The following is a 16,824-nucleotide window of genomic DNA, read 5'->3' on the forward strand; positions in this document are numbered from 1 at the left end:
ACGGCCCGTGGGGTTCGAAAGCTCCTGACCTCGCGCAGTGCCGCGGACGGCGGGCTGCGTTCGGTAGGCCGACCTTACGCCAGCAGGGGGGAGGTCGAATCGGGGTATGCGAGCGGGAACTCCGGCGCCCGCGGCGGATCAAGGGCCGGCGCGGGCGCTGCGGGGCACGGGCGAGCCCATGGGGGGCCGCCTCATGCGGCCGCCAGCCAGGCCGCGAGGTCGCGGGCGAGCTTGTCCAGGTCGGCCTGCCGCGTGTACATCATGTGGCCCGCGTCGTAGTAGTGGTGCTGCACCCGCGCCATCACGTCGGCGGGCACGTCGAGCTGCGCCAGCGACCAGTCGCTGGCGCTGTAGGGCGTGCCCAGGTCGTAGCGGCCGCTGGCCACCAGCACGCGCAGGTGCGGGTTGCGGCGCAGCGCGCGCGACAGGTCGTTGCTGGTCGAGCAGAAGGCGTTGCCCATGTCGTCGCCGCGGTTCCAGTTCCAGGCCTTGTTCGTGTCCATCGACAGCAGCTCGTAGCGGCGCTCGTCCACCAGCCCGAGGGCGTCGGCGAAGTAGGCCAGCGCGGCCATGCCGTAGGGCGCGGCGATGGCCTCGATGCCGGGGTCGAACTCGAAGGCGCGGCCGCGCCGCGCACCCATCGGGCCGGTGGCGCGCGCGTCGAGCCGGCCCACCTGCCGCCCCTGGTCGCGCAGCAGTTCGAAGAAGAAGGTCTGGTCGTCGATGCGCAGGTTGTGCGCCTCGACCAGCGCGGCGGGCAGGCCGGTCAGCTCCGCCACGCGGCGCGCGATGCGGCGGCGCGCTGCGCCGCCCAGGCGCGCGCCGGCCTGCAGCGCCGCCACGTAGTCATCGGCCACGAAGGCCTCGGCGGCCTCGCGGGCCGCCTCGGGCGACGCGCCCGGCGCACCGCGCAGGCGGCCGTGGTACTGGGCCGTGGCGGCGAAGCCGGGCAGGAACAGCGAGTACGGCAGGTCGTTGCGCGGCGCGAAGACGAGGCTCTGCAGGTCCATCGCGCAGGACACGAGCACGAGGCCGGCCAGCGCCACGTTGGCGTTCTGCAGCGCGTCGGCCAGTGCGGCGCCGCGCGTGGTGCCGTAGCTTTCGCCGGCCAGATAGACTTTCGAGCCCCAGCGGCGGTGCCGCGTGAGCCAGCCGCGCATCACCTCGGCCAGCGCGGCGACGTCGCCGTCCACCGACAGCAGCGTCTTGCGGGCGTCGTCGCCCGCGGCGATCGACCAGCCGGTGTGCGGCGGGTCGATGAACACGAGGTCGAAGTGCGCCAGCCAGGTCAGCGGGTTGTCGGCGACCGCGTAGGGCGGGGCGGGCATGCTGCCATCGTCGGGCACCACCACGCGCTTGGGTCCGAGCGCGCCCAGGTGCAGCCACACCGACGACGAGCCCGGCCCGCCGTTGAAGGCGAAGCACACCGGTCGCTCGCCGGCGGTCGCGCCGTCGCATTGGTAGGCGGTGGTGAAGACGGCGGCCTGCGGCTCGCCGCGGTCGCTGCCGAAGCCCGTGGCCACGACCGGCAGGTACTCGCAGGTGCTGCGGTAGCTCAGCACGCGGCCGTCGGCCAGGGCGACGCGGCCGGTGGAGGCCACGGGCGCGCGGGCGAGGCGTTCCTCCACCGCCTTCTTCTCGCGGTCCTTGGTGTCGTCGGCGGGCTTGGTGTCGTCGGCCATGGTGTCGTGGGGTCTTGGAGGTGAATCGAGTGTAGGGGGGACAATAGCGCCGGTGAGCACCGCCACCCCCACCGCGCCGGCGCCCGCGCGCGCCCTGACGGGCTACCGCCCCTACTGGGCCAAGCGCTTCGGGCCCGCCCCCTTCCTGCCGATGAGCCGCGCCGAGATGGACGCGCTGGGCTGGGACGCGTGCGACATCATCATCGTCAGCGGCGACGCCTACGTGGACCATCCCAGCTTCGGCATGGCCGTGATCGGCCGCGTGCTGGAAGCGCAGGGCTTTCGCGTCGGGATCATCGCGCAGCCGGATTGGCAGTCGCCCGACGCCTTCCGCGCGCTTGGCCGGCCCACGCTGTTCTTCGGCGTGGCCGCCGGGAACATGGACTCGATGATCAACCACTACACCGCGGACCGGAAGATCCGCAGCGACGACGCCTACACGCCGGGCGGCGTGGCCGGCCGGCGCCCCGACCGCGCCACCCTGGTCTACACGCAGCGCTGCCAGGAGGCGTTCAAGGACGTGCCGGTGGTCATCGGCGGCATCGAGGCCAGCCTGCGCCGCATCGCGCACTACGACTACTGGCAGGACAAGGTGCGCCGCAGCATCCTGGCCGACAGCAAGGCCGACCTGCTGGTGTACGGCAACGCCGAGCGCGCCATCGTCGAGATCGCGCACCGCCTCGCGCGCCGCGAGCCGATCGAGGCCATGACCGACATCCGCGGCACCGCCTTCATGGTGCGCCAGGGCCGCGAGCCCGAGGGCTTCATGGCCATCGACTCCACCGAGGTGGACCAGCCCGGCCGCATCGACGACCACATCAACCCCTACCTGAGCACCGAGGACGCCGCGGCCTCGCAGGGGCAGGCCTGCGCGAAGGACGGCGACGCTGCGCCCGCCGCGACGGCCGTTCCCGCTACCGCGGTGGTGGCGATGCCGGTGTCGCGCCGCACCGGCGCGGTGAAGATGCCGCCGCGCGAGCGCACGGTGGTGCGCCTGCCGTCCTACGAGCAGGTGCGCGCCGACCCGGTGCTCTACGCGCATGCCAACCGCGTGCTGCACCTGGAGACCAACCCGGGCAACGCGCGCGCCCTGGTGCAGCGCCACGGCGAGCGCGACCTGTGGGTCAACCCGCCGCCGATCCCGCTGGCCACCGCCGAGATGGACCACGTGTTCGACCTGCCGTATGCGCGCAGCCCGCACCCGGCCTATGCCGACGAGACCGGCGGCCACGACGGGCCGACCAAGATCCCGGCCTGGGAGATGATCCGCTTTTCCGTGAACATCATGCGCGGCTGCTTCGGCGGCTGCACCTTCTGCTCGATCACCGAGCACGAGGGCCGCATCATCCAGAGCCGCAGCGAGGACTCGATCATCCGCGAGATCGAGGACATGCGCGACAAGGTGCGCGGCTTCACCGGCGTGGTCAGCGACCTGGGCGGCCCCACGGCCAACATGTACCGCATCGGCTGCAAGAGCCGCGAGATCGAGGCGGCCTGCCGCAAGCCCAGCTGCGTCTACCCCGGCATCTGCCCCAACCTGAACACCGACCACGGGCCGCTGGTGCGGCTGTACCGCCGGGCGCGCGCGCTGCGCGGCGTCAAGAAGATCCTGATCGGCTCGGGCCTGCGCTACGACCTCGCCGTGCGCAGCCCCGAGTACGTGAAGGAACTGGTCACGCACCACGTGGGCGGCTACCTGAAGATCGCCCCCGAGCACACCGAGAGCGGCCCGCTGTCGAAGATGATGAAGCCAGGCATTGGCAGCTACGACCGCTTCAAGCAGATGTTCGAGCAGTTCAGCGCCGAGGCGGGCAAAAAGCAGTACCTGATCCCGTACTTCATCGCGGCGCATCCGGGCACGAGCGACGAGGACATGATGAACCTCGCGCTCTGGCTCAAGCGCAACGGTTTCAAGGCCGACCAGGTGCAGACCTTTTACCCGTCGCCGATGGCCACCGCCACCGCGATGTACCACACGGATCTGAACCCGCTCAAGGGCATCAGCCGTGTCGAGGGCCGGGCGGACAGCGTGGACGTGGTGCGCGGCGAGCGGCGGCGGCGGCTGCACAAGGCCTTCCTGCGCTGGCACGACCCGAACAACTGGCCGCTGCTGCGCGACGCGCTCAAGCGCATGGGCCGCGCCGACCTGATCGGCAGCGGCAAGCACCAGCTGATCCCGACCTACCAGCCGGCCACCGACGGCGGTTACACCAGCGCGCGGCGCAAGAACTCCACGCCGCCGCGACCCGCGCGCGGCACCGTGCTCACCCAGCACACCGGCCTGCCGCCGCGCGCCGGCGTGGCGTCCGCGTCCGCGGCGGGCAAGCCCAAAGGCAAAGCGCGTGCCGGGCGCAAACCGGGAACACCCTGAGGCAGGAAACGGGGCGCTGCTGCGTAATCCGGGCACCTTCAACCGAAAAACCGGAGTCCCGCCCATGCGTCAAGCCCGCGTCCTGGCCCTCGCCGCCGCTTCCGCCGTCCTGCTCGCCGCCTGTGCCACCACGCCGCCCACGGGCCCGATGAGCTTCTTCATCACCAGCGTGGGCAGCGGCAAGGGCGCCGACCTTGGCGGTCTGGCCGGCGCCGACGCGCACTGCCAGAAGCTCGCTGCCGCCGCCGGCGCGGGCGGCAAGACCTGGCGCGCCTACCTGAGCGTGCCGCCGACCTTCCCGCAGGGCGCCACCCCCGGCGTGCCGGCCGTCAATGCGCGCGACCGCATCGGCAACGGCCCGTGGTTCAACGCCAAGGGCGAGATGATCGCGCGCGACGTGGCCCACCTGCACAACGGCAACAACATCACCAAGCAGACCGCGCTCGACGAGAAGGGCGGCATCGTGCGCGGCCGTGGCGACACCCCCAACGAGCACGACATCCTGACCGGCTCGCGCGCCGACGGCACCGCCTTCGCGCCGCAGACCGACACCACCTGCAAGGCGTGGACGAGCAGCACCGACGGCTCGGCCATCGTCGGCCACCACGACCGCATCGGCCCGATGCCCGAGAACTGGGCCAAGTCCTGGAACTTCTCGCACCAGAGCGCCGGCTGCAGCCAGGAAGCGCTGGTGCGCACCGGCGGCTCGGGCCGCTTCTACTGCTTCGCGACGAACTGACCATGGCCGCGGTGTCCGTGCGCGGGTCGGTGGCCCTGGCGGGCGCGGTGCTCGCGCTCGGCGCCAGCTGGGTGGCGGTGGGCCAGCAGGCCACCGTCGCGCCCGGGCCCAACAAGGTGGCGTTCCCGGAGAACTGGTCCAAGGGGGTGATGTACGGCACCGTGGACCGGCCGGACACCAAGCAGTACCGGGAGTTCTACACCACGCCCGACGTGATCGACGCCGTGCGCGCCGGCCGCCCGGTGCCCGACGGCGCGGTCATCGTGCTGGCCGCCTATGCGGCGCAGGTCGACGCCGCGGGCGTGCCGCTGAAGGACGCCAACGGCCGCTTCGTCAAGGGCAACCTCGTGGCGGTGAACGTGCAGCAGAAGAAGAAGGGGCACGGCGACGACATCCCGGCGTCGATCCGCAACGGTGACTGGCAGTACCAGTCGTTCGCGCCCGACGGCAAGGTCAACGACAAGGCCAACCTCACGGCCTGCTACCAGTGCCACCTGCCGTTCGCGCGCGACGAGTACCTGAGCAACCTGGCCAAGCTCAAGGGCACGTTTCCGAGCCAGGCGCAGGTGGCCGCGCGCAGCGGGCCGACCGAGGTGGCGATCGCCGGCTTCCAGTTCGGCCCGGGGGCGCTGAAGATCGCGGCCGGGCAGAAGGTCACCTGGACCAATGCCGACGACACGCCGCACCAGGTCACGCTGACCGGCGCCGACGGCCGGCGCAGCGACGTGATGCTCAAGGGCCAGAGCGCGACGATGCAGTTCGACGCCGCCGGCAACATCGCCTACGTGTGCGGCCTGCACCCGACGATGAAGGGCACGATCGAGGTCGCGGCGAAGTAGCGCCCGGCCGGGGCGCGCGCGTTGTGCGCGTCAGCTTCCGATGCGCGTGCCGAGCACCCGGCCGGTCTTCGGGTCCACCGAGCAGTGGTACGTGAAGTGCGTGGACGGCGCGTCGGACGCCGGCTGCGCCGTGCCCTGGCCGCGCAGCGCCGCATTGCCCAGGCTGTCCTGGTCCATCGCGCGCGTGTCGGGGTTGAACGCGATGCGCGACACGGTGGGCCAGCGCTTCTTCAGCGCAGCGGCGGCCGCCGACTCGCAGGCCAGCGGCGACACGTTGCTCAGGTCCGGCTCGACGCTGCGCACGGTCGGGGCGGCACTGTCGCCCGAGGGCGCCGCCTCGCGCACCACCACGCCGGTGACCTCGGCGCTGCGGGTGTCGAAGTTGCAGTTGTAGCTGAAGGGGCGCACGCCCGCCGCGGTCTTGACGCGGCCGGCGCCGCGCAGCACCACCTCGGCCGAATCGGCCGGGCCCGGCACGGGCGACGGTGCGGCGGTAAAGCTCACGTCGGTGGCGCCGGGGCGGGTGGATCCCATCGTGGCGCGCGCGGCGCGCTCGCAGGCTGCGGCGGCGGGCGACGCACCGGAGGCCGGGCGCGCCGCCGCAGCGGCGGACGCGGCCTGGGCGGCGGCAGGGCCGGCGCACACCGCGGCGCCGACGGCGATCAGGGCCAGTGACAAGGCACGCATGGGCGCAGTGTAGGCCCGTGCGCGGCGGCCCGGGCCCACCTACTTGCTGGTGGCGCCCGGGGGCACGGGCAGCCCGCCCCACAGCTCGCGCAGGCGCTCGTCGCGGCCGCAACCGTTGCGGTAGTAGCGGTAGCGCACCGGGTTCTTCTTGTAATAGTCCTGGTGGTATTCCTCGGCTGCGTAGAAGGGGCCGGCCAGGGTGATCTCGGTCACCACAGGCTCCTTGAACGGCTTGGTCTTCTCGAGCTTCTCGAGCGAGGCGCGGGCGGCGGCGAGCTGCTGCGCGTCGTGCACGAAGAGGCCGGTGCGGTAGGGCGAGCCGGCGTCGCAGAACTGGCGGTCCTTCGTGGTCGGGTCGATCGTGCGCCAGAAGTACTCGACCAGCTGCTCGTAGCTCACCACCTTGGGGTCGTAGATCACCTCCACCGCCTCGGCATGGCCGGTGCCCTTGGCCGCCACCTGCTCGTAGGTGGGGTTGGCGACCTTGCCGCCGATGTAGCCGGACACGGTGGACTTGACGCCCGGCACCTTGTCGAAGTCGGCCTCGACGCACCAGAAGCAGCCGCCCGCGAAGGTGGCCTTGGCCAGACCCGCCGGCGCCGCGGCGGGCGTGCGCGTGGTCTGCGCCTGCGGCGCGCCGAGCGCGAACAGCAGGCCCAGGGCCAGCGCCGCCAGGGCGCCGGCCGTCGCACGCCGGGACAGCAGGGCGGCGCGCATCATGCGGCCGCCGGCACGAACTTCAGTGCCACGCCGTTGTTGCAGTAGCGCAGCCCGGTGGGTCGCGGCCCGTCGTCGAAGACATGGCCGTGGTGACCGCCGCAGCGCGCGCAGTGGTACTCGGTGCGCGGCAGCACGAGCTTGAAGTCGCGCTTGGTGCCGAACACGCCCGGCAGCGTGGTGAAGAAGCTCGGCCAGCCGGTGCCGCTGTCGAACTTCATGTCGCTGGTGAACAGCGGCAGGTCGCAGCCGGCGCAGTGGAACGTGCCCTTGCGCTTCTCGTCGTTGAGCGGGCTGGTGAAGGCGCGCTCGGTGCCTTCCTCGCGCAGCACGTGGTACTGCGCCGGCGTCAGGCGCTGGCGCCACTGCGCGTCGGTCAGCACCAGCGGCTCGGGCCGCGGCGTGCCCGGCGGCGTGTCGGTCTTGCGCTGCGCCGCGGCGCTGCCGCCGAGGCCCAGGCCGGAAAGCAGGCCAAGCCAGTCGCGTCGTGTCATCGGAAACCTCGTTCGGTGGGGTGGTGCTGCACCAGTCGCACGGACAGCGCGCACCTTACACCCACGGAAAGAGCCTTGCAGAGCAGGCCCGGGCCGCCCCGACTCACGAAGGCCCGCCTCCAGCGCCGCGAAGCCGGCGCCGTTCCAGCAGACGCCGCGGATCCGGCTATGCCGGTCCGCCGGCGTCGCCCCCCCTGGGGGGGAGCGGCGAAGCCGCAACGGGGGGGGGGGGGCGTCGCTACGCCGCCCGTCGCGCCCCCCGCAGGTCCACCTGGTCGTCGTAGAAGCCCGAGGGCACCGGTTCGAGCTTGCCGTAGTCGGTGCTGTCGCCGTCGGCCAGCAGTTCCTGGATCTCGGCCACCGGCAGCAGGCGTCGCCCGCCGGCGTCGATGCGGGCCTGCTCCTCCTTCGACGCCGACTTCGGCACGAACAGCTCGCGCGCCTCGGCCACGCTGGGCAGGTCGTCCTCGTTCCACTCGTACACCTCGATGCCGGCGGCGCGCAGCACCTCCATCAGCCGCTGGTGGCGGCGCGCGGAGCGCTGCGATTCCTCGGCCGTGCGGACCTCGATGGCGGCGATGGCGCGCGAACTCGAATCGCACACCAGCACGTCCACCGCGAGCCGGCCGGCTCGCTGCAGCCATTGCTGGTACGGGTTGCGCGTGGGCACGCTGATGAAGCGCGACAGCGGCACCTGCGACAGGATCACGTGCCCCGGCAGGGCGCGGCGCAGCACCTCGAAGGCCTGGCGTTCGCCCAGCGTCATCACGCGCACGGCCTGCGGCGGCCAGGCCGCCACGGTGTCGAGCGAATCGTCGCGCTGGGGCGGGGGCGCCGCCTGGCGGCGGCGGATCAGCATGGCCGCCAGCAGCAGTCCCAGGCTGGCGATCAGGGCGGCGAGGGTGGTGGGCGTGAGCAGTTCCATGGGCTGGACAACGAAGGGTCGATGGGACGGAGGCGGTCGCCGGGTTATCGACAAGGCTAGGGCCCGCTCGATGCGCCGGCAAGGCGCCTTCCCGAGTTGTCGGCGTGAAATGTTCATTCCTTCGCATCGCGACGCGCCAATTCGGTAAGCAGGTGTTTCGCGGCCTGCCGCGACGCGTCGCATCGGCCCTCGGCTAAGCTGCGACCCCCTGCCCGACCCCCCAGCGCCATGGCCGCCAGCAGCCTGCTTGCCCTCATCGACGACATCGCCACCGTGCTCGACGACGTGGCGGTGCTGACCAAGGTGGCCACCAAGAAGACCGCCGGCGTGCTGGGCGACGACCTCGCGCTCAATGCCCAGCAGGTCGCCGGCGTGCGCGCCGAGCGCGAACTGCCCGTGGTGTGGTCGGTGGCCAAGGGCTCGGCGGTCAACAAGGCGATCCTGGTGCCGGCGGCGCTGGCCATCAGCGCGCTGGCGCCGTGGCTGATCACGCCGCTGCTGATCCTGGGCGGCCTGTTCCTCTGCTTCGAGGGCGTCGAGAAGCTCGCGCACAAGCTGCTGCACGACAAGGCCGACGACGACGCGCACCACGCCGATCTCACCCGCGCCCTGGCCGATCCCTCGGCCGACCTCGCCGCGCTGGAGCGCGACAAGATCAAGGGCGCGATCCGCACCGACTTCATCCTGTCGGCCGAGATCATCGTCATCGCCCTGGGCACCGTGGCCGGGCGGCCGCTGGGCACGCAGGTCGCGGTGCTGGTGGGCATCGCGCTGCTGATGACCGTGGGCGTCTACGGGCTGGTGGCGGCGATCGTCAAGCTCGACGACTTCGGCCTGCTGCTCACGCGCCGCGGCGGCGCGTCGGCGGCCGTGGGCCGTGGCATCCTGCGCGCCGCGCCGTGGCTCATGAAGGGCCTGTCGGTGGCCGGCACCGCGGCGATGTTCCTCGTCGGCGGCGGCATCCTGGTGCACGGTGCGCCGGCGCTGCACCACGCGCTCGAGGCGCTGCTGCAGCGCGTGGGGGGCGCGATGGCGCCGCTGGCCGAGATGCTCGGCAATGCGGTGGCCGGCATCGTCGCCGGTGCCGTGGTGCTGGCCGGGGTGACCGCGGTGCAATGGCTCTGGCGCCGCCTGCGTCCGGCGCAGCCTGCGTGACCCTGCGGCAGGCCGCTGCGGCCGCCCTCGCCACGCTGGTCCTGACGGCCCTGATGGCGCTGATGGCCGGCCCGGCCCGGGCCGCCGACCTCGACCTCGCCCGCGTCAACCGCGCCCAGCTCGAGCAGCTGCGTGGCATCGGCCCGCCATTGGCCGAAGCCATCCTCGCCGAACGCGCGGTGCGCCCCTTCGCCGACTGGCCCGACCTGATCGCCCGCGTCAAGGGCATCCGCGAGTCCAAGGCGCGCCAGCTCTCCGCCCAGGGCCTGCGCATCGACGGCAAGGCCTACGAAGCGCCGTAGCGGCGAAGCCGCTAAGGGGGACCGCTACTTCTTGATGCCCAGAAGCTCCACCTCGAAGTGCAGCGTCGCATTCGGCGGGATCGGCCCACCCGGCGTGCCGCGTTCGCCGTAGGCAATGCCCGGCGGGCAGGTGAGCTTGGCCTTGCCGCCCACCTTCATCTTCTGCACGCCCTCGGTCCAGCACTTGATGACCCCGTCGAGCGGGAACTCCGCCGGCTGGCCGCGGCCGTACGAGCTGTCGAACTCCTTGCCGTTGGGAAACGTGCCGCGGTAGTGCACGCGCACGACATCGGTGGCGGCGGGGCTGGCCCCCCTGCCGTCCTTCAGGGACTGGTAGACCAGCCCCGACGGTGTCGGGGCCTCGGCCTTCTTGGCCTGGGCGAAGGCGGGCGTCAGGGTCGCGCACAGCAGGGTCAGGGCGAGGATTGGTTTCATCGGTCGTGCGGGAGAGTCGGTTCGGAAGTGCGGATCATGGCACTGCGGCCGGCAACCAGGGGCTTCAGCGGCCCCAGCCGTCCTTCAGGCCGGTGATGCGGTTGAACACCGGGCGTCCGGCTGCGTGGTCGGTGCGGTCGGCGACGAAGTAGCCGTGGCGCTCGAACTGAAGCCGCGTCTCGCGCCCGCAGGCTCCGGCCGCCGGCTCGACATAGCCCTGCACGACGCGGCGGCTGGCCGGGTTGAGCACGCTGCGGAAGTCGCGACCGTCGGCGTCGGGCTGGTCCTCGGTGAACAGGCGCTCGAACAGGCGCAGCTCCGCGCCCACCGCGTCGTGCGCGCCGACCCAGGTGATCGTGCCCTTGACCTTGACCGCGTCGGCGCCGGGCGTGCCGCTCTTGGTGTCGGGCACCACGGCGGCCAGCACCGCCGTCACGCGGCCCGAAGCGTCCTTCTCGCAGCCGGTGCACTCGACCACCATGCCGTACTTCAGGCGCACCTTGTTGCCGGGGAAGAGGCGGAAGAAGCCCTTGGGCGGCACTTCGGCGAAGTCGTCGCGCTCGACCCAGACGCGCGGCCCGAGCGAGAAGCGGCGCTGGCCCAGGTCGGGCCGCTGCGGATGGGCCGGTGCCTCGCAGGGTTCGCGGTGCGCGTCGCTGCCGAACACGTCGGCCCAGTTGGTCAGGCGCAGCTCCACCGGATCGATCACCGCCATCGCCCGCGGCGCCTGGCCCTCCAGGTCCTCGCGCAGCGCGCCGTCGAGCACCGACATGTCGACCCAGATGTTGGTCTTGCTGGCGCCGGTGCGCTCGGCCATCAGGCGCAGGCTGGCCGGCGTGTAGCCGCGCCGGCGCAGGCCGAAGATGGTGGGCATGCGCGGGTCGTCCCATCCCTGCACGTGGCCCTCGTCGACCAGCGCCTTGAGCTTGCGCTTGCTGGTCATCACGCCATTGACGTTGAGGCGGCCGAACTCGTACTGCTTCGGCAGCGGCGCGGCCAGCAGCCCCAGGCGCGCCAGGTGCTCGAGCAGCCAGTCGTAGAAGGGGCGCTGGTCCTCGAACTCGAGCGTGCAGATGCTGTGCGTGATGCGTTCGAGCGCGTCCTCGATCGGGTGCGCGAACGTGTACATCGGGTACACGCACCAGGCGTCGCCGGTGGCGTGGTGCGTCGCATGCTTGATGCGGTAGAGGGCCGGGTCGCGCAGGTTGATGTTGGGCGAGGCCATGTCGATCTTCGCCCGCAGCACCGCGGCGCCGTCGGGCAGGCGGCCGCTCTTCATGTCGGCCCAGCGCGCGAGGTTCTCGTCGACGCTGCGGCCGCGGAACGGGCTGTCGGTGCCGGGCGTGCCGAAGTCGCCGCGGCGTGCGCGCATCTCCTCGGGCGACTGTTCGTCCACGTAGGCCAGGCCGTCGCGGATCAGCGCCTCGGCGGCGCGCGCCATGAAGTCGAAGTAGCTGCTGGCGTAGAACAGGTGGCTGGTGCCGCCTGCGTTCCAGTCGAAGCCGAGCCAGTGCACGGCCTCGATGATGGCGTCGACGTACTCCTGCTCCTCCTTCTCGGGGTTGGTGTCGTCGAAGCGCAGGTGGCACACGCCGCCGTAGTCGGCTGCCAGACCGAAGTTCAGGCAGATGCTCTTGGCATGGCCGATGTGCAGGTAGCCGTTGGGCTCGGGCGGGAACCGGGTGCGGACGCGCGCCGGGTCCGGTGCACCGGCGGCATGGTGGACGGCGTCGCCGGGCGTGCCGGCGAAGCGGCGGCCATCGTAGGTGCCGGCCGCGAGGTCGCGCTCGATGATCTGGCGCAGGAAGTTGGTGGGCTTGGCCGCGTCGGCAGGCTTGTCGGAGGACATGCGATCGATTCTATCGACCGGTTTCGCGGCGCCCCTCGCTCAGCCCACCAGCGTGCTCACGGCGCCCCAGAACTGGCGCCCGAGGAAGCGGCCGGGCAGCAGCGTGAACAGTCCGGCGACGACGCAGCCGCCGATGTAGAGCCCGCGCATCGCCTGGCGGTGGGCCTCGACCTGGCCGTTGCGGATCGCCAGCACCGCCCGCGGCAGCTGCACCGCCACCAGCACGGTGAAGAAGTGGATCGGCGTGAAGCCGGCGAGGTTGGGCATGCGGTAATCGCGGATGAAGGCGCTGCTGACCGTGGCGCCGGCCATCAGCAGCACCCAGGTCCAGCCGAGCGCGCGGTGCGACGGGGTGCCCTTGCGCCGTGCGAGCACGATGGCGCCGATCGCGACGGCGGCCGCGGCGCAGACGAGGTGGAAGAAGATCAGCGGCCGCTGCGACAGGAGTTGGGCGAAGGCTTGCATGCGGGGCAGTGTCGGCAGCCCTGCGCGCCGGGACCAGCGCGGCGGGACGAATCGACGAAGGCCGCGACGAAGCGGCGCCGTCACGCCGCGGCCGGGGGCGGCCTAAAGGCCCTTGAACAGGTGCGCGTACAGCCGGCTGGCCGTCAGCGTCTCGGGGCGGCCGCGCAGCATCAGCGTCACCTTGCCGGACTCCTCGCGCCGCGCCTGTGCGATGCAGCGCGCCTGCACGATGGTGCCGCGGTGCACCTGCCAGAAGCGCTGCGGATCGAGCTGGGGCAGCAGCTCCTTCAACGACAGCCGGATCAGGTGCTCGCGATCGGCGGTGATCACGCGCACGTACTTGTCGGCCGCCTCGAAGTAGATCACCTCGTCCACCGGCACCAGGTGCACGATGGCACCGACCTGGGCCTGGATCACGTCCAGGCGCGGCGCGGCCGGTACGGCCGCCACGCCGAGCAGGCTGCGCAGCTGCTCCACCGAGCGCTGCAGCGCGTCGGCCTGCGGCCCGCGTGCGGCCAGGCGCTCGCGCAGCCGCGCCACGCAGGCCGCCAGCCGCTCGCGCTGCACCGGCTTGACGACGTAGTCGACGGCCTGGGCGTCGAAGGCCTGCAGCGCGTACTGGTCGTACGCCGTCACGAACACCAGCAGCGGGAAGGGCCGGCCGGCATCGCCGCCCGGCCAGTCCTCGGCCAGGGCGCGCGCGGCCTCCAGGCCGTCGGCGCCGGGCATGCGGATGTCCAGGAAGCACACGTCGGGCGCTCGGGCCAGCGCCTGCGCCTGCGCCGTCAGGCCGTCGCCCACGGTGGCCACCACGTCCAGTTCGGGCCACAGCGCGGCCAGCTCCTGGCGCAGCGCGGCGGCGAGCAGGGGTTCGTCTTCGGCGATCAGCGCGGTGGGGCGGTTCATGTCGGTGACGTGGTGCGGGGAAGGGTGATGCGGGCCAGCGTGCCGCCGCCCGGCGCCGGGCCGAGCGTGAACGACGCGGCGCTGCCGTAGAGCGCCGCCAGCCGTTCGCGCACCTGGTGCGTGCCGAAGCCGGTGCCGGCCGGCGAGCGGGCCCCGGTCAGGCCCACGCCGCTGTCCTGCACGGTGAGCACGATCGAGTCGCCGTCAAGCGCGGCGGACACCGCGATGCGGCCCCCCTCGACCTGCGGCTCCAGCCCGTGCTGGATGCTGTTTTCCACCAGCGGCTGCAGCAGCAGCGGCGGCACCGGCTCGTCGCGCAGCGCGGCCGGCAGGACGAACGACACGGCCAGGCGCGGCCCCATGCGCACGGCCATCAGCGCGAGGTAGTCGCCCACGCGGTCGAACTCGGCGTGCAGCGGATGGGTCTGCGCCCGGCTCGCGCTGAGCGTGGCGCGCAGGAAGGCGATCAGCCGGTCGAGCATGGCCTGCGCCTGCGGCGGGTCGAGCGCGATCAGCACGCGCAGGTTGGCCAGCGTGTTGAACAGCATGTGCGGCTCGAGCTGCGACTGCAGCAGCCTGAGCTGGTTCTCGGCGGCGGCGCGCTGCGCCCGCTCGGTCCGGGCCTCGCTGGCGGCCAGCCGCGCCCGTCCCCAGGACACGAGCGTGAAGCCGACCGAGGCGACCAGGCTCACCGAGACGATGATCACCAGCGTGCGCCACCGTTCGAGACCCGGCGCCGGGATCGGTGAGCCGAGCATCCAGCCGGCCAGTGCATAGCCGCCCTGGATGCCGATCGCCACGCCCACCACGATCACGACCATGGTGACTGGCCAGCCCGGCCAGCCCTCGCGACCCATCAGGCGCGCCGCAAGGCGCCGCCCGCCGTCGATCACGAATTGGCAGATCAGCCCGATGCACAGCGAGTAGACCAGGTTGATGACGAACCGTTCGTCGAACGCCAGCGCGAAGAACAGCGCGATCGCCGCCGCCAGCGGCACGCCGATCAGCAGGTGCTTCAGCACGAAGGCCAGCGGGCGGGGCAGGGCGTCGAGCATGGGGCGCAGCATGGGGCCTTGCGGTGCGCGGGTCGAGCGCCGGGCGACGAAGCGGCGCGGGCCGGCGCGAAACGACGCCGGTGCGCCGTCAGCCGGCGGCGGCCAGGCGCTGGCGGATCTGCTCGATGCGCGCGCGGTTGACGCCGAAGTCCTTGCGCCCCACGCGCGAGGCCGAGCGCACCTGCACCACGCCGGCCGACGGGTCGACCCAGAACTCCACGTCGTCGACGAAACGCATCATTGCGGTGGTGAAGCGGGCGTAGAGGTAGTCGTCGCGCCGCTCCACCACTTCGGCGCCGGGCAGGTCCTCCACCACGGCGGCGATGCGGGCGATGCTGGCGCGGGCGTCGCCGGCCATCGGCAGCGGGGCGATGCGGGCGTAGTCGCGCAGGGGCGCGTCGGGCCACAGGTCGGCCTGACTGGTGACGCTGTTGGGCGTGCGCGATGGCGGCTTCAGGCGCCCGTCGCGCACCCCGATCTCGGCCGGCGGCCGGCCGGAGAACGCCCCAAGCCGGGCGGCCACCAGCACCACCACGACCAGCAGGGCGAGCCAGATCACGGCATGCATCGCGGTGCGCCTCGCGTTCAACGGCGACGGCTGCCGCCGAGCAGCGAGCCGAGCACGCCGCGGACGATCTCGCGGCCCACCGCCGAGCCCACCGTGCGCACGGCGCTCTTGGCGGCCATCTCGGCCAGGCCGTCGCGCTTGCCGCCGCGCGGGCCGGTGCTGCCGAACAGGATGTCCTTCAGGCCGTCCATCATGCCGCCGCCGGAGGCGGCCGCCCCGCCGGCGCCCGCACCCCCTGCGGTGGCGGCGGCCGCGGCGTCGGCTGCCGCCGCGGAGCGCGCCTTGAGCTTCTCGTACGCCGACTCGGTGTCCACCGTCTTCTCGTACACGCCGGCCACCAGCGACGACGCCACCAGCGCCTTGCGCTCGGCCGCGTCGATCGGGCCGATGCGGCTGCCCGGCGGCAGCACGTAGACGCGCTCGGTCACCGATGGCCGCCCCTTCTCGTCCAGGAAGCTGACCAGGGCCTCGCCGACGCCGAGTTCGGTGATGGCGGTCTGGATGTCGAGCTTGGGGTTGGCGCGCATGGTGGAAGCGGCCGACTGCACGGCCTTCTGGTCGCGCGGGGTGAAGGCGCGCAGCGCGTGCTGCACCCGGTTGCCGAGCTGGCCGAGCACGGTGTCCGGGATGTCCAGCGGGTTCTGCGTCACGAAATAGACGCCCACGCCCTTGGACCGCACCAGCCGCACCACCAGCTCGATGCGCTCGAGCAGCACCTTCGGCGCGTCGGTGAACAGCAGGTGCGCCTCGTCGAAGAAGAAGGCCATCTTCGGCTTGTCGAGGTCGCCCACCTCGGGCAGCGTCTCGAACAGCTCCGACAGCATCCACAGCAGGAAGGTGGCGTACAGCCGCGGCGCGTTCATCAGCTTGTCCGCGGCGAGGATGTTGACGACGCCCTGGCCCTTCTCGGTCTGCATGAAGTCGTTGATGTCGAGCATCGGCTCGCCGAAGAAGCGGTCGCCGCCCTGTTCCTCGATCTGCAGCAGCCCGCGCTGGATGGCGCCCACCGACGCCGCGCTGACGTTGCCGTAGGCGGTGGTGAACTGCTTGGCGTTCTCCCCCACGTACTGCAGCATCGCGCGCAGGTCCTTCAGGTCCAGCAGCGCCAGGCCGTTGTCGTCGGCGATCTTGAACACCAGGTTGAGCACGCCGGCCTGGGTCTCGTTGAGGTCGAGCATGCGGGCCAGCAGCAGCGGGCCCATGTCCGACACGGTGGCGCGCACCGGGTGGCCCTGTTCGCCGTACACGTCCCACAGGGTGGTCGGGCAGCGGGTGGGCACGGGCGCGTCGAGGCCGCGGTCCTTCAGGATCTTGGCCACCTTCTCGGGCAGCGCGCCGGTCTGGCTGATGCCGGTCAGGTCGCCCTTGACGTCGGCCATGAACACCGGGATGCCCAGGGTGGAGAAGCTCTCGGCGATCTTCTGCAGCGTGATCGTCTTGCCGGTGCCGGTGGCGCCGGTGATCAGGCCGTGCCGGTTGGCCAGGGACGGCAGCAGGTGGCAGGCGATGTCGCCGTGCTTGGCGACGAGGATCGGATCGGGCATCGGACGGCTCCCCCGGGGCTGCGGATGGCGGCGAGTCTAATTCCGAAGCGGCGGCGGGCGCGGCCCCCCGTAGAATTCCGCCCTCCCCAAC

At 72.3% G+C, this 16,824-nt stretch carries 17 protein-coding genes; 5 read left to right on the forward strand and 12 right to left on the reverse strand.

Going from position 1 to position 16,824, the window contains the following annotated elements; genetic code table 11:
* Positions 1–191: 191 nt before the first annotated feature.
* Positions 192–1,682, reverse strand: coding sequence for a S10 family peptidase (locus AC2EAQ_RS00365; protein ID WP_484639682.1), 1,491 nt, complete (start codon positions 1,680–1,682; stop codon positions 192–194).
* Positions 1,683–1,734: 52 nt separating this feature from the next.
* Here AC2EAQ_RS00365 and AC2EAQ_RS00370 point away from each other — a divergent pair, with 52 nt between their 5' ends.
* From AC2EAQ_RS00370 to AC2EAQ_RS00380, 3 genes are all read left to right on the forward strand, one after another.
* On the forward strand, positions 1,735–4,053 hold the full coding sequence (locus AC2EAQ_RS00370; RefSeq protein ID WP_484639683.1) for a YgiQ family radical SAM protein: 2,319 nt from the start codon (positions 1,735–1,737) through the stop codon (positions 4,051–4,053).
* A gap of 64 nt (positions 4,054–4,117) precedes the next feature.
* Positions 4,118–4,792: a hypothetical protein gene (locus tag AC2EAQ_RS00375; protein WP_484639684.1), complete on the forward strand. Its 675-nt coding sequence runs from the start codon at positions 4,118–4,120 to the stop codon at positions 4,790–4,792.
* A gap of 2 nt (positions 4,793–4,794) precedes the next feature.
* Positions 4,795–5,631 (forward strand): cytochrome P460 family protein, encoded by an 837-nt coding sequence (locus tag AC2EAQ_RS00380; protein ID WP_484639685.1) that lies wholly within the window; start codon positions 4,795–4,797, stop codon positions 5,629–5,631.
* Between the two features lie 30 nt (positions 5,632–5,661).
* Here the strand turns inward: AC2EAQ_RS00380 and AC2EAQ_RS00385 are convergent, their stop codons facing one another.
* The 4 genes from AC2EAQ_RS00385 to AC2EAQ_RS00400 form a co-directional block, all read right to left on the reverse strand.
* Positions 5,662–6,318 carry a hypothetical protein gene (locus AC2EAQ_RS00385; protein ID WP_484639686.1) on the reverse strand — a complete coding sequence of 219 codons (657 nt, stop codon included), beginning with the start codon at positions 6,316–6,318 and terminating at the stop codon, positions 5,662–5,664.
* A 39-nt stretch (positions 6,319–6,357) separates the two neighbouring features.
* Positions 6,358–7,038 (reverse strand): peptide-methionine (S)-S-oxide reductase MsrA, encoded by a 681-nt coding sequence (gene msrA, locus AC2EAQ_RS00390; RefSeq protein WP_484639687.1) that lies wholly within the window; start codon positions 7,036–7,038, stop codon positions 6,358–6,360.
* Positions 7,035–7,529: a peptide-methionine (R)-S-oxide reductase MsrB gene (gene msrB / locus AC2EAQ_RS00395; protein WP_484639688.1), complete on the reverse strand. Its 495-nt coding sequence runs from the start codon at positions 7,527–7,529 to the stop codon at positions 7,035–7,037. The genes msrA and msrB overlap by 4 nt, the downstream gene beginning before the upstream one ends.
* A 238-nt stretch (positions 7,530–7,767) precedes the next feature.
* Entirely contained in the window at positions 7,768–8,454 is a 687-nt protein-coding gene (locus AC2EAQ_RS00400) for a DUF2726 domain-containing protein (protein WP_484639689.1), read from the reverse strand.
* A 228-nt stretch (positions 8,455–8,682) separates the two neighbouring features.
* Between AC2EAQ_RS00400 and AC2EAQ_RS00405 the strand changes: the two genes are divergently transcribed.
* Both AC2EAQ_RS00405 and AC2EAQ_RS00410 read left to right on the forward strand, forming a co-directional pair.
* Positions 8,683–9,609 carry a DUF808 domain-containing protein gene (locus tag AC2EAQ_RS00405; protein ID WP_484639690.1) on the forward strand — a complete coding sequence of 309 codons (927 nt, stop codon included), beginning with the start codon at positions 8,683–8,685 and terminating at the stop codon, positions 9,607–9,609.
* Positions 9,606–9,911, forward strand: coding sequence for a ComEA family DNA-binding protein (locus tag AC2EAQ_RS00410; protein WP_484639691.1), 306 nt, complete (start codon positions 9,606–9,608; stop codon positions 9,909–9,911). Before AC2EAQ_RS00405 ends, AC2EAQ_RS00410 begins: the two co-directional genes overlap by 4 nt.
* Positions 9,912–9,935: 24 nt before the next feature.
* Here AC2EAQ_RS00410 and AC2EAQ_RS00415 read toward each other — a convergent pair whose 3' ends face one another.
* From AC2EAQ_RS00415 to AC2EAQ_RS00445, 7 genes are all read right to left on the reverse strand, one after another.
* Positions 9,936–10,346, reverse strand: a complete 411-nt coding sequence (locus AC2EAQ_RS00415; RefSeq protein ID WP_484639692.1) for an FKBP-type peptidyl-prolyl cis-trans isomerase — start codon at positions 10,344–10,346, stop codon at positions 9,936–9,938.
* Positions 10,347–10,410: 64 nt separating this feature from the next.
* On the reverse strand, positions 10,411–12,195 hold the full coding sequence (locus tag AC2EAQ_RS00420; protein WP_484639693.1) for a glutamine--tRNA ligase/YqeY domain fusion protein: 1,785 nt from the start codon (positions 12,193–12,195) through the stop codon (positions 10,411–10,413).
* A 39-nt stretch (positions 12,196–12,234) separates the two neighbouring features.
* Entirely contained in the window at positions 12,235–12,660 is a 426-nt protein-coding gene (locus tag AC2EAQ_RS00425; protein WP_484639694.1) for a DUF2306 domain-containing protein, read from the reverse strand.
* Between the two features lie 102 nt (positions 12,661–12,762).
* Positions 12,763–13,566 carry a LytR/AlgR family response regulator transcription factor gene (locus tag AC2EAQ_RS00430; protein ID WP_484639695.1) on the reverse strand — a complete coding sequence of 268 codons (804 nt, stop codon included), beginning with the start codon at positions 13,564–13,566 and terminating at the stop codon, positions 12,763–12,765.
* Positions 13,563–14,621 carry a sensor histidine kinase gene (locus tag AC2EAQ_RS00435; RefSeq protein ID WP_484639696.1) on the reverse strand — a complete coding sequence of 353 codons (1,059 nt, stop codon included), beginning with the start codon at positions 14,619–14,621 and terminating at the stop codon, positions 13,563–13,565. Before AC2EAQ_RS00435 ends, AC2EAQ_RS00430 begins: the two co-directional genes overlap by 4 nt.
* Before the next feature lie 88 nt (positions 14,622–14,709).
* Positions 14,710–15,189 (reverse strand): DUF1499 domain-containing protein, encoded by a 480-nt coding sequence (locus tag AC2EAQ_RS00440; RefSeq protein WP_484639697.1) that lies wholly within the window; start codon positions 15,187–15,189, stop codon positions 14,710–14,712.
* 17 nt (positions 15,190–15,206) lie between these two features.
* Positions 15,207–16,733, reverse strand: coding sequence for a helicase HerA-like C-terminal domain-containing protein (locus AC2EAQ_RS00445; protein ID WP_484639698.1), 1,527 nt, complete (start codon positions 16,731–16,733; stop codon positions 15,207–15,209).
* Positions 16,734–16,824: the final 91 nt, after the last annotated feature.

Source organism: Aquabacterium sp. T101 (assembly GCF_057219775.1).

Excerpts from the sequence above, each read along its gene's own strand:
- AC2EAQ_RS00400 (WP_484639689.1), bottom strand. The coding sequence starts at position 8,454 with ATGGAACTGCTCACGCCCACCACCCTCGCCGCCCTGATCGCCAGCCTG.
- msrB (WP_484639688.1), bottom strand. The coding sequence starts at position 7,529 with ATGACACGACGCGACTGGCTTGGCCTGCTTTCCGGCCTGGGCCTCGGC.
- AC2EAQ_RS00415 (WP_484639692.1), bottom strand. The coding sequence starts at position 10,346 with ATGAAACCAATCCTCGCCCTGACCCTGCTGTGCGCGACCCTGACGCCC.
- AC2EAQ_RS00440 (WP_484639697.1), bottom strand. The coding sequence starts at position 15,189 with ATGCATGCCGTGATCTGGCTCGCCCTGCTGGTCGTGGTGGTGCTGGTG.
- AC2EAQ_RS00430 (WP_484639695.1), bottom strand. The coding sequence starts at position 13,566 with ATGAACCGCCCCACCGCGCTGATCGCCGAAGACGAACCCCTGCTCGCC.
- AC2EAQ_RS00385 (WP_484639686.1), bottom strand. The coding sequence starts at position 6,318 with ATGCGTGCCTTGTCACTGGCCCTGATCGCCGTCGGCGCCGCGGTGTGC.
- AC2EAQ_RS00445 (WP_484639698.1), bottom strand. The coding sequence starts at position 16,733 with ATGCCCGATCCGATCCTCGTCGCCAAGCACGGCGACATCGCCTGCCAC.
- AC2EAQ_RS00425 (WP_484639694.1), bottom strand. The coding sequence starts at position 12,660 with ATGCAAGCCTTCGCCCAACTCCTGTCGCAGCGGCCGCTGATCTTCTTC.
- AC2EAQ_RS00405 (WP_484639690.1), top strand. The coding sequence starts at position 8,683 with ATGGCCGCCAGCAGCCTGCTTGCCCTCATCGACGACATCGCCACCGTG.
- msrA (WP_484639687.1), bottom strand. The coding sequence starts at position 7,038 with ATGATGCGCGCCGCCCTGCTGTCCCGGCGTGCGACGGCCGGCGCCCTG.
- AC2EAQ_RS00375 (WP_484639684.1), top strand. The coding sequence starts at position 4,118 with ATGCGTCAAGCCCGCGTCCTGGCCCTCGCCGCCGCTTCCGCCGTCCTG.
- AC2EAQ_RS00435 (WP_484639696.1), bottom strand. The coding sequence starts at position 14,621 with ATGCTCGACGCCCTGCCCCGCCCGCTGGCCTTCGTGCTGAAGCACCTG.
- AC2EAQ_RS00420 (WP_484639693.1), bottom strand. The coding sequence starts at position 12,195 with ATGTCCTCCGACAAGCCTGCCGACGCGGCCAAGCCCACCAACTTCCTG.
- AC2EAQ_RS00365 (WP_484639682.1), bottom strand. The coding sequence starts at position 1,682 with ATGGCCGACGACACCAAGCCCGCCGACGACACCAAGGACCGCGAGAAG.
- AC2EAQ_RS00380 (WP_484639685.1), top strand. The coding sequence starts at position 4,795 with ATGGCCGCGGTGTCCGTGCGCGGGTCGGTGGCCCTGGCGGGCGCGGTG.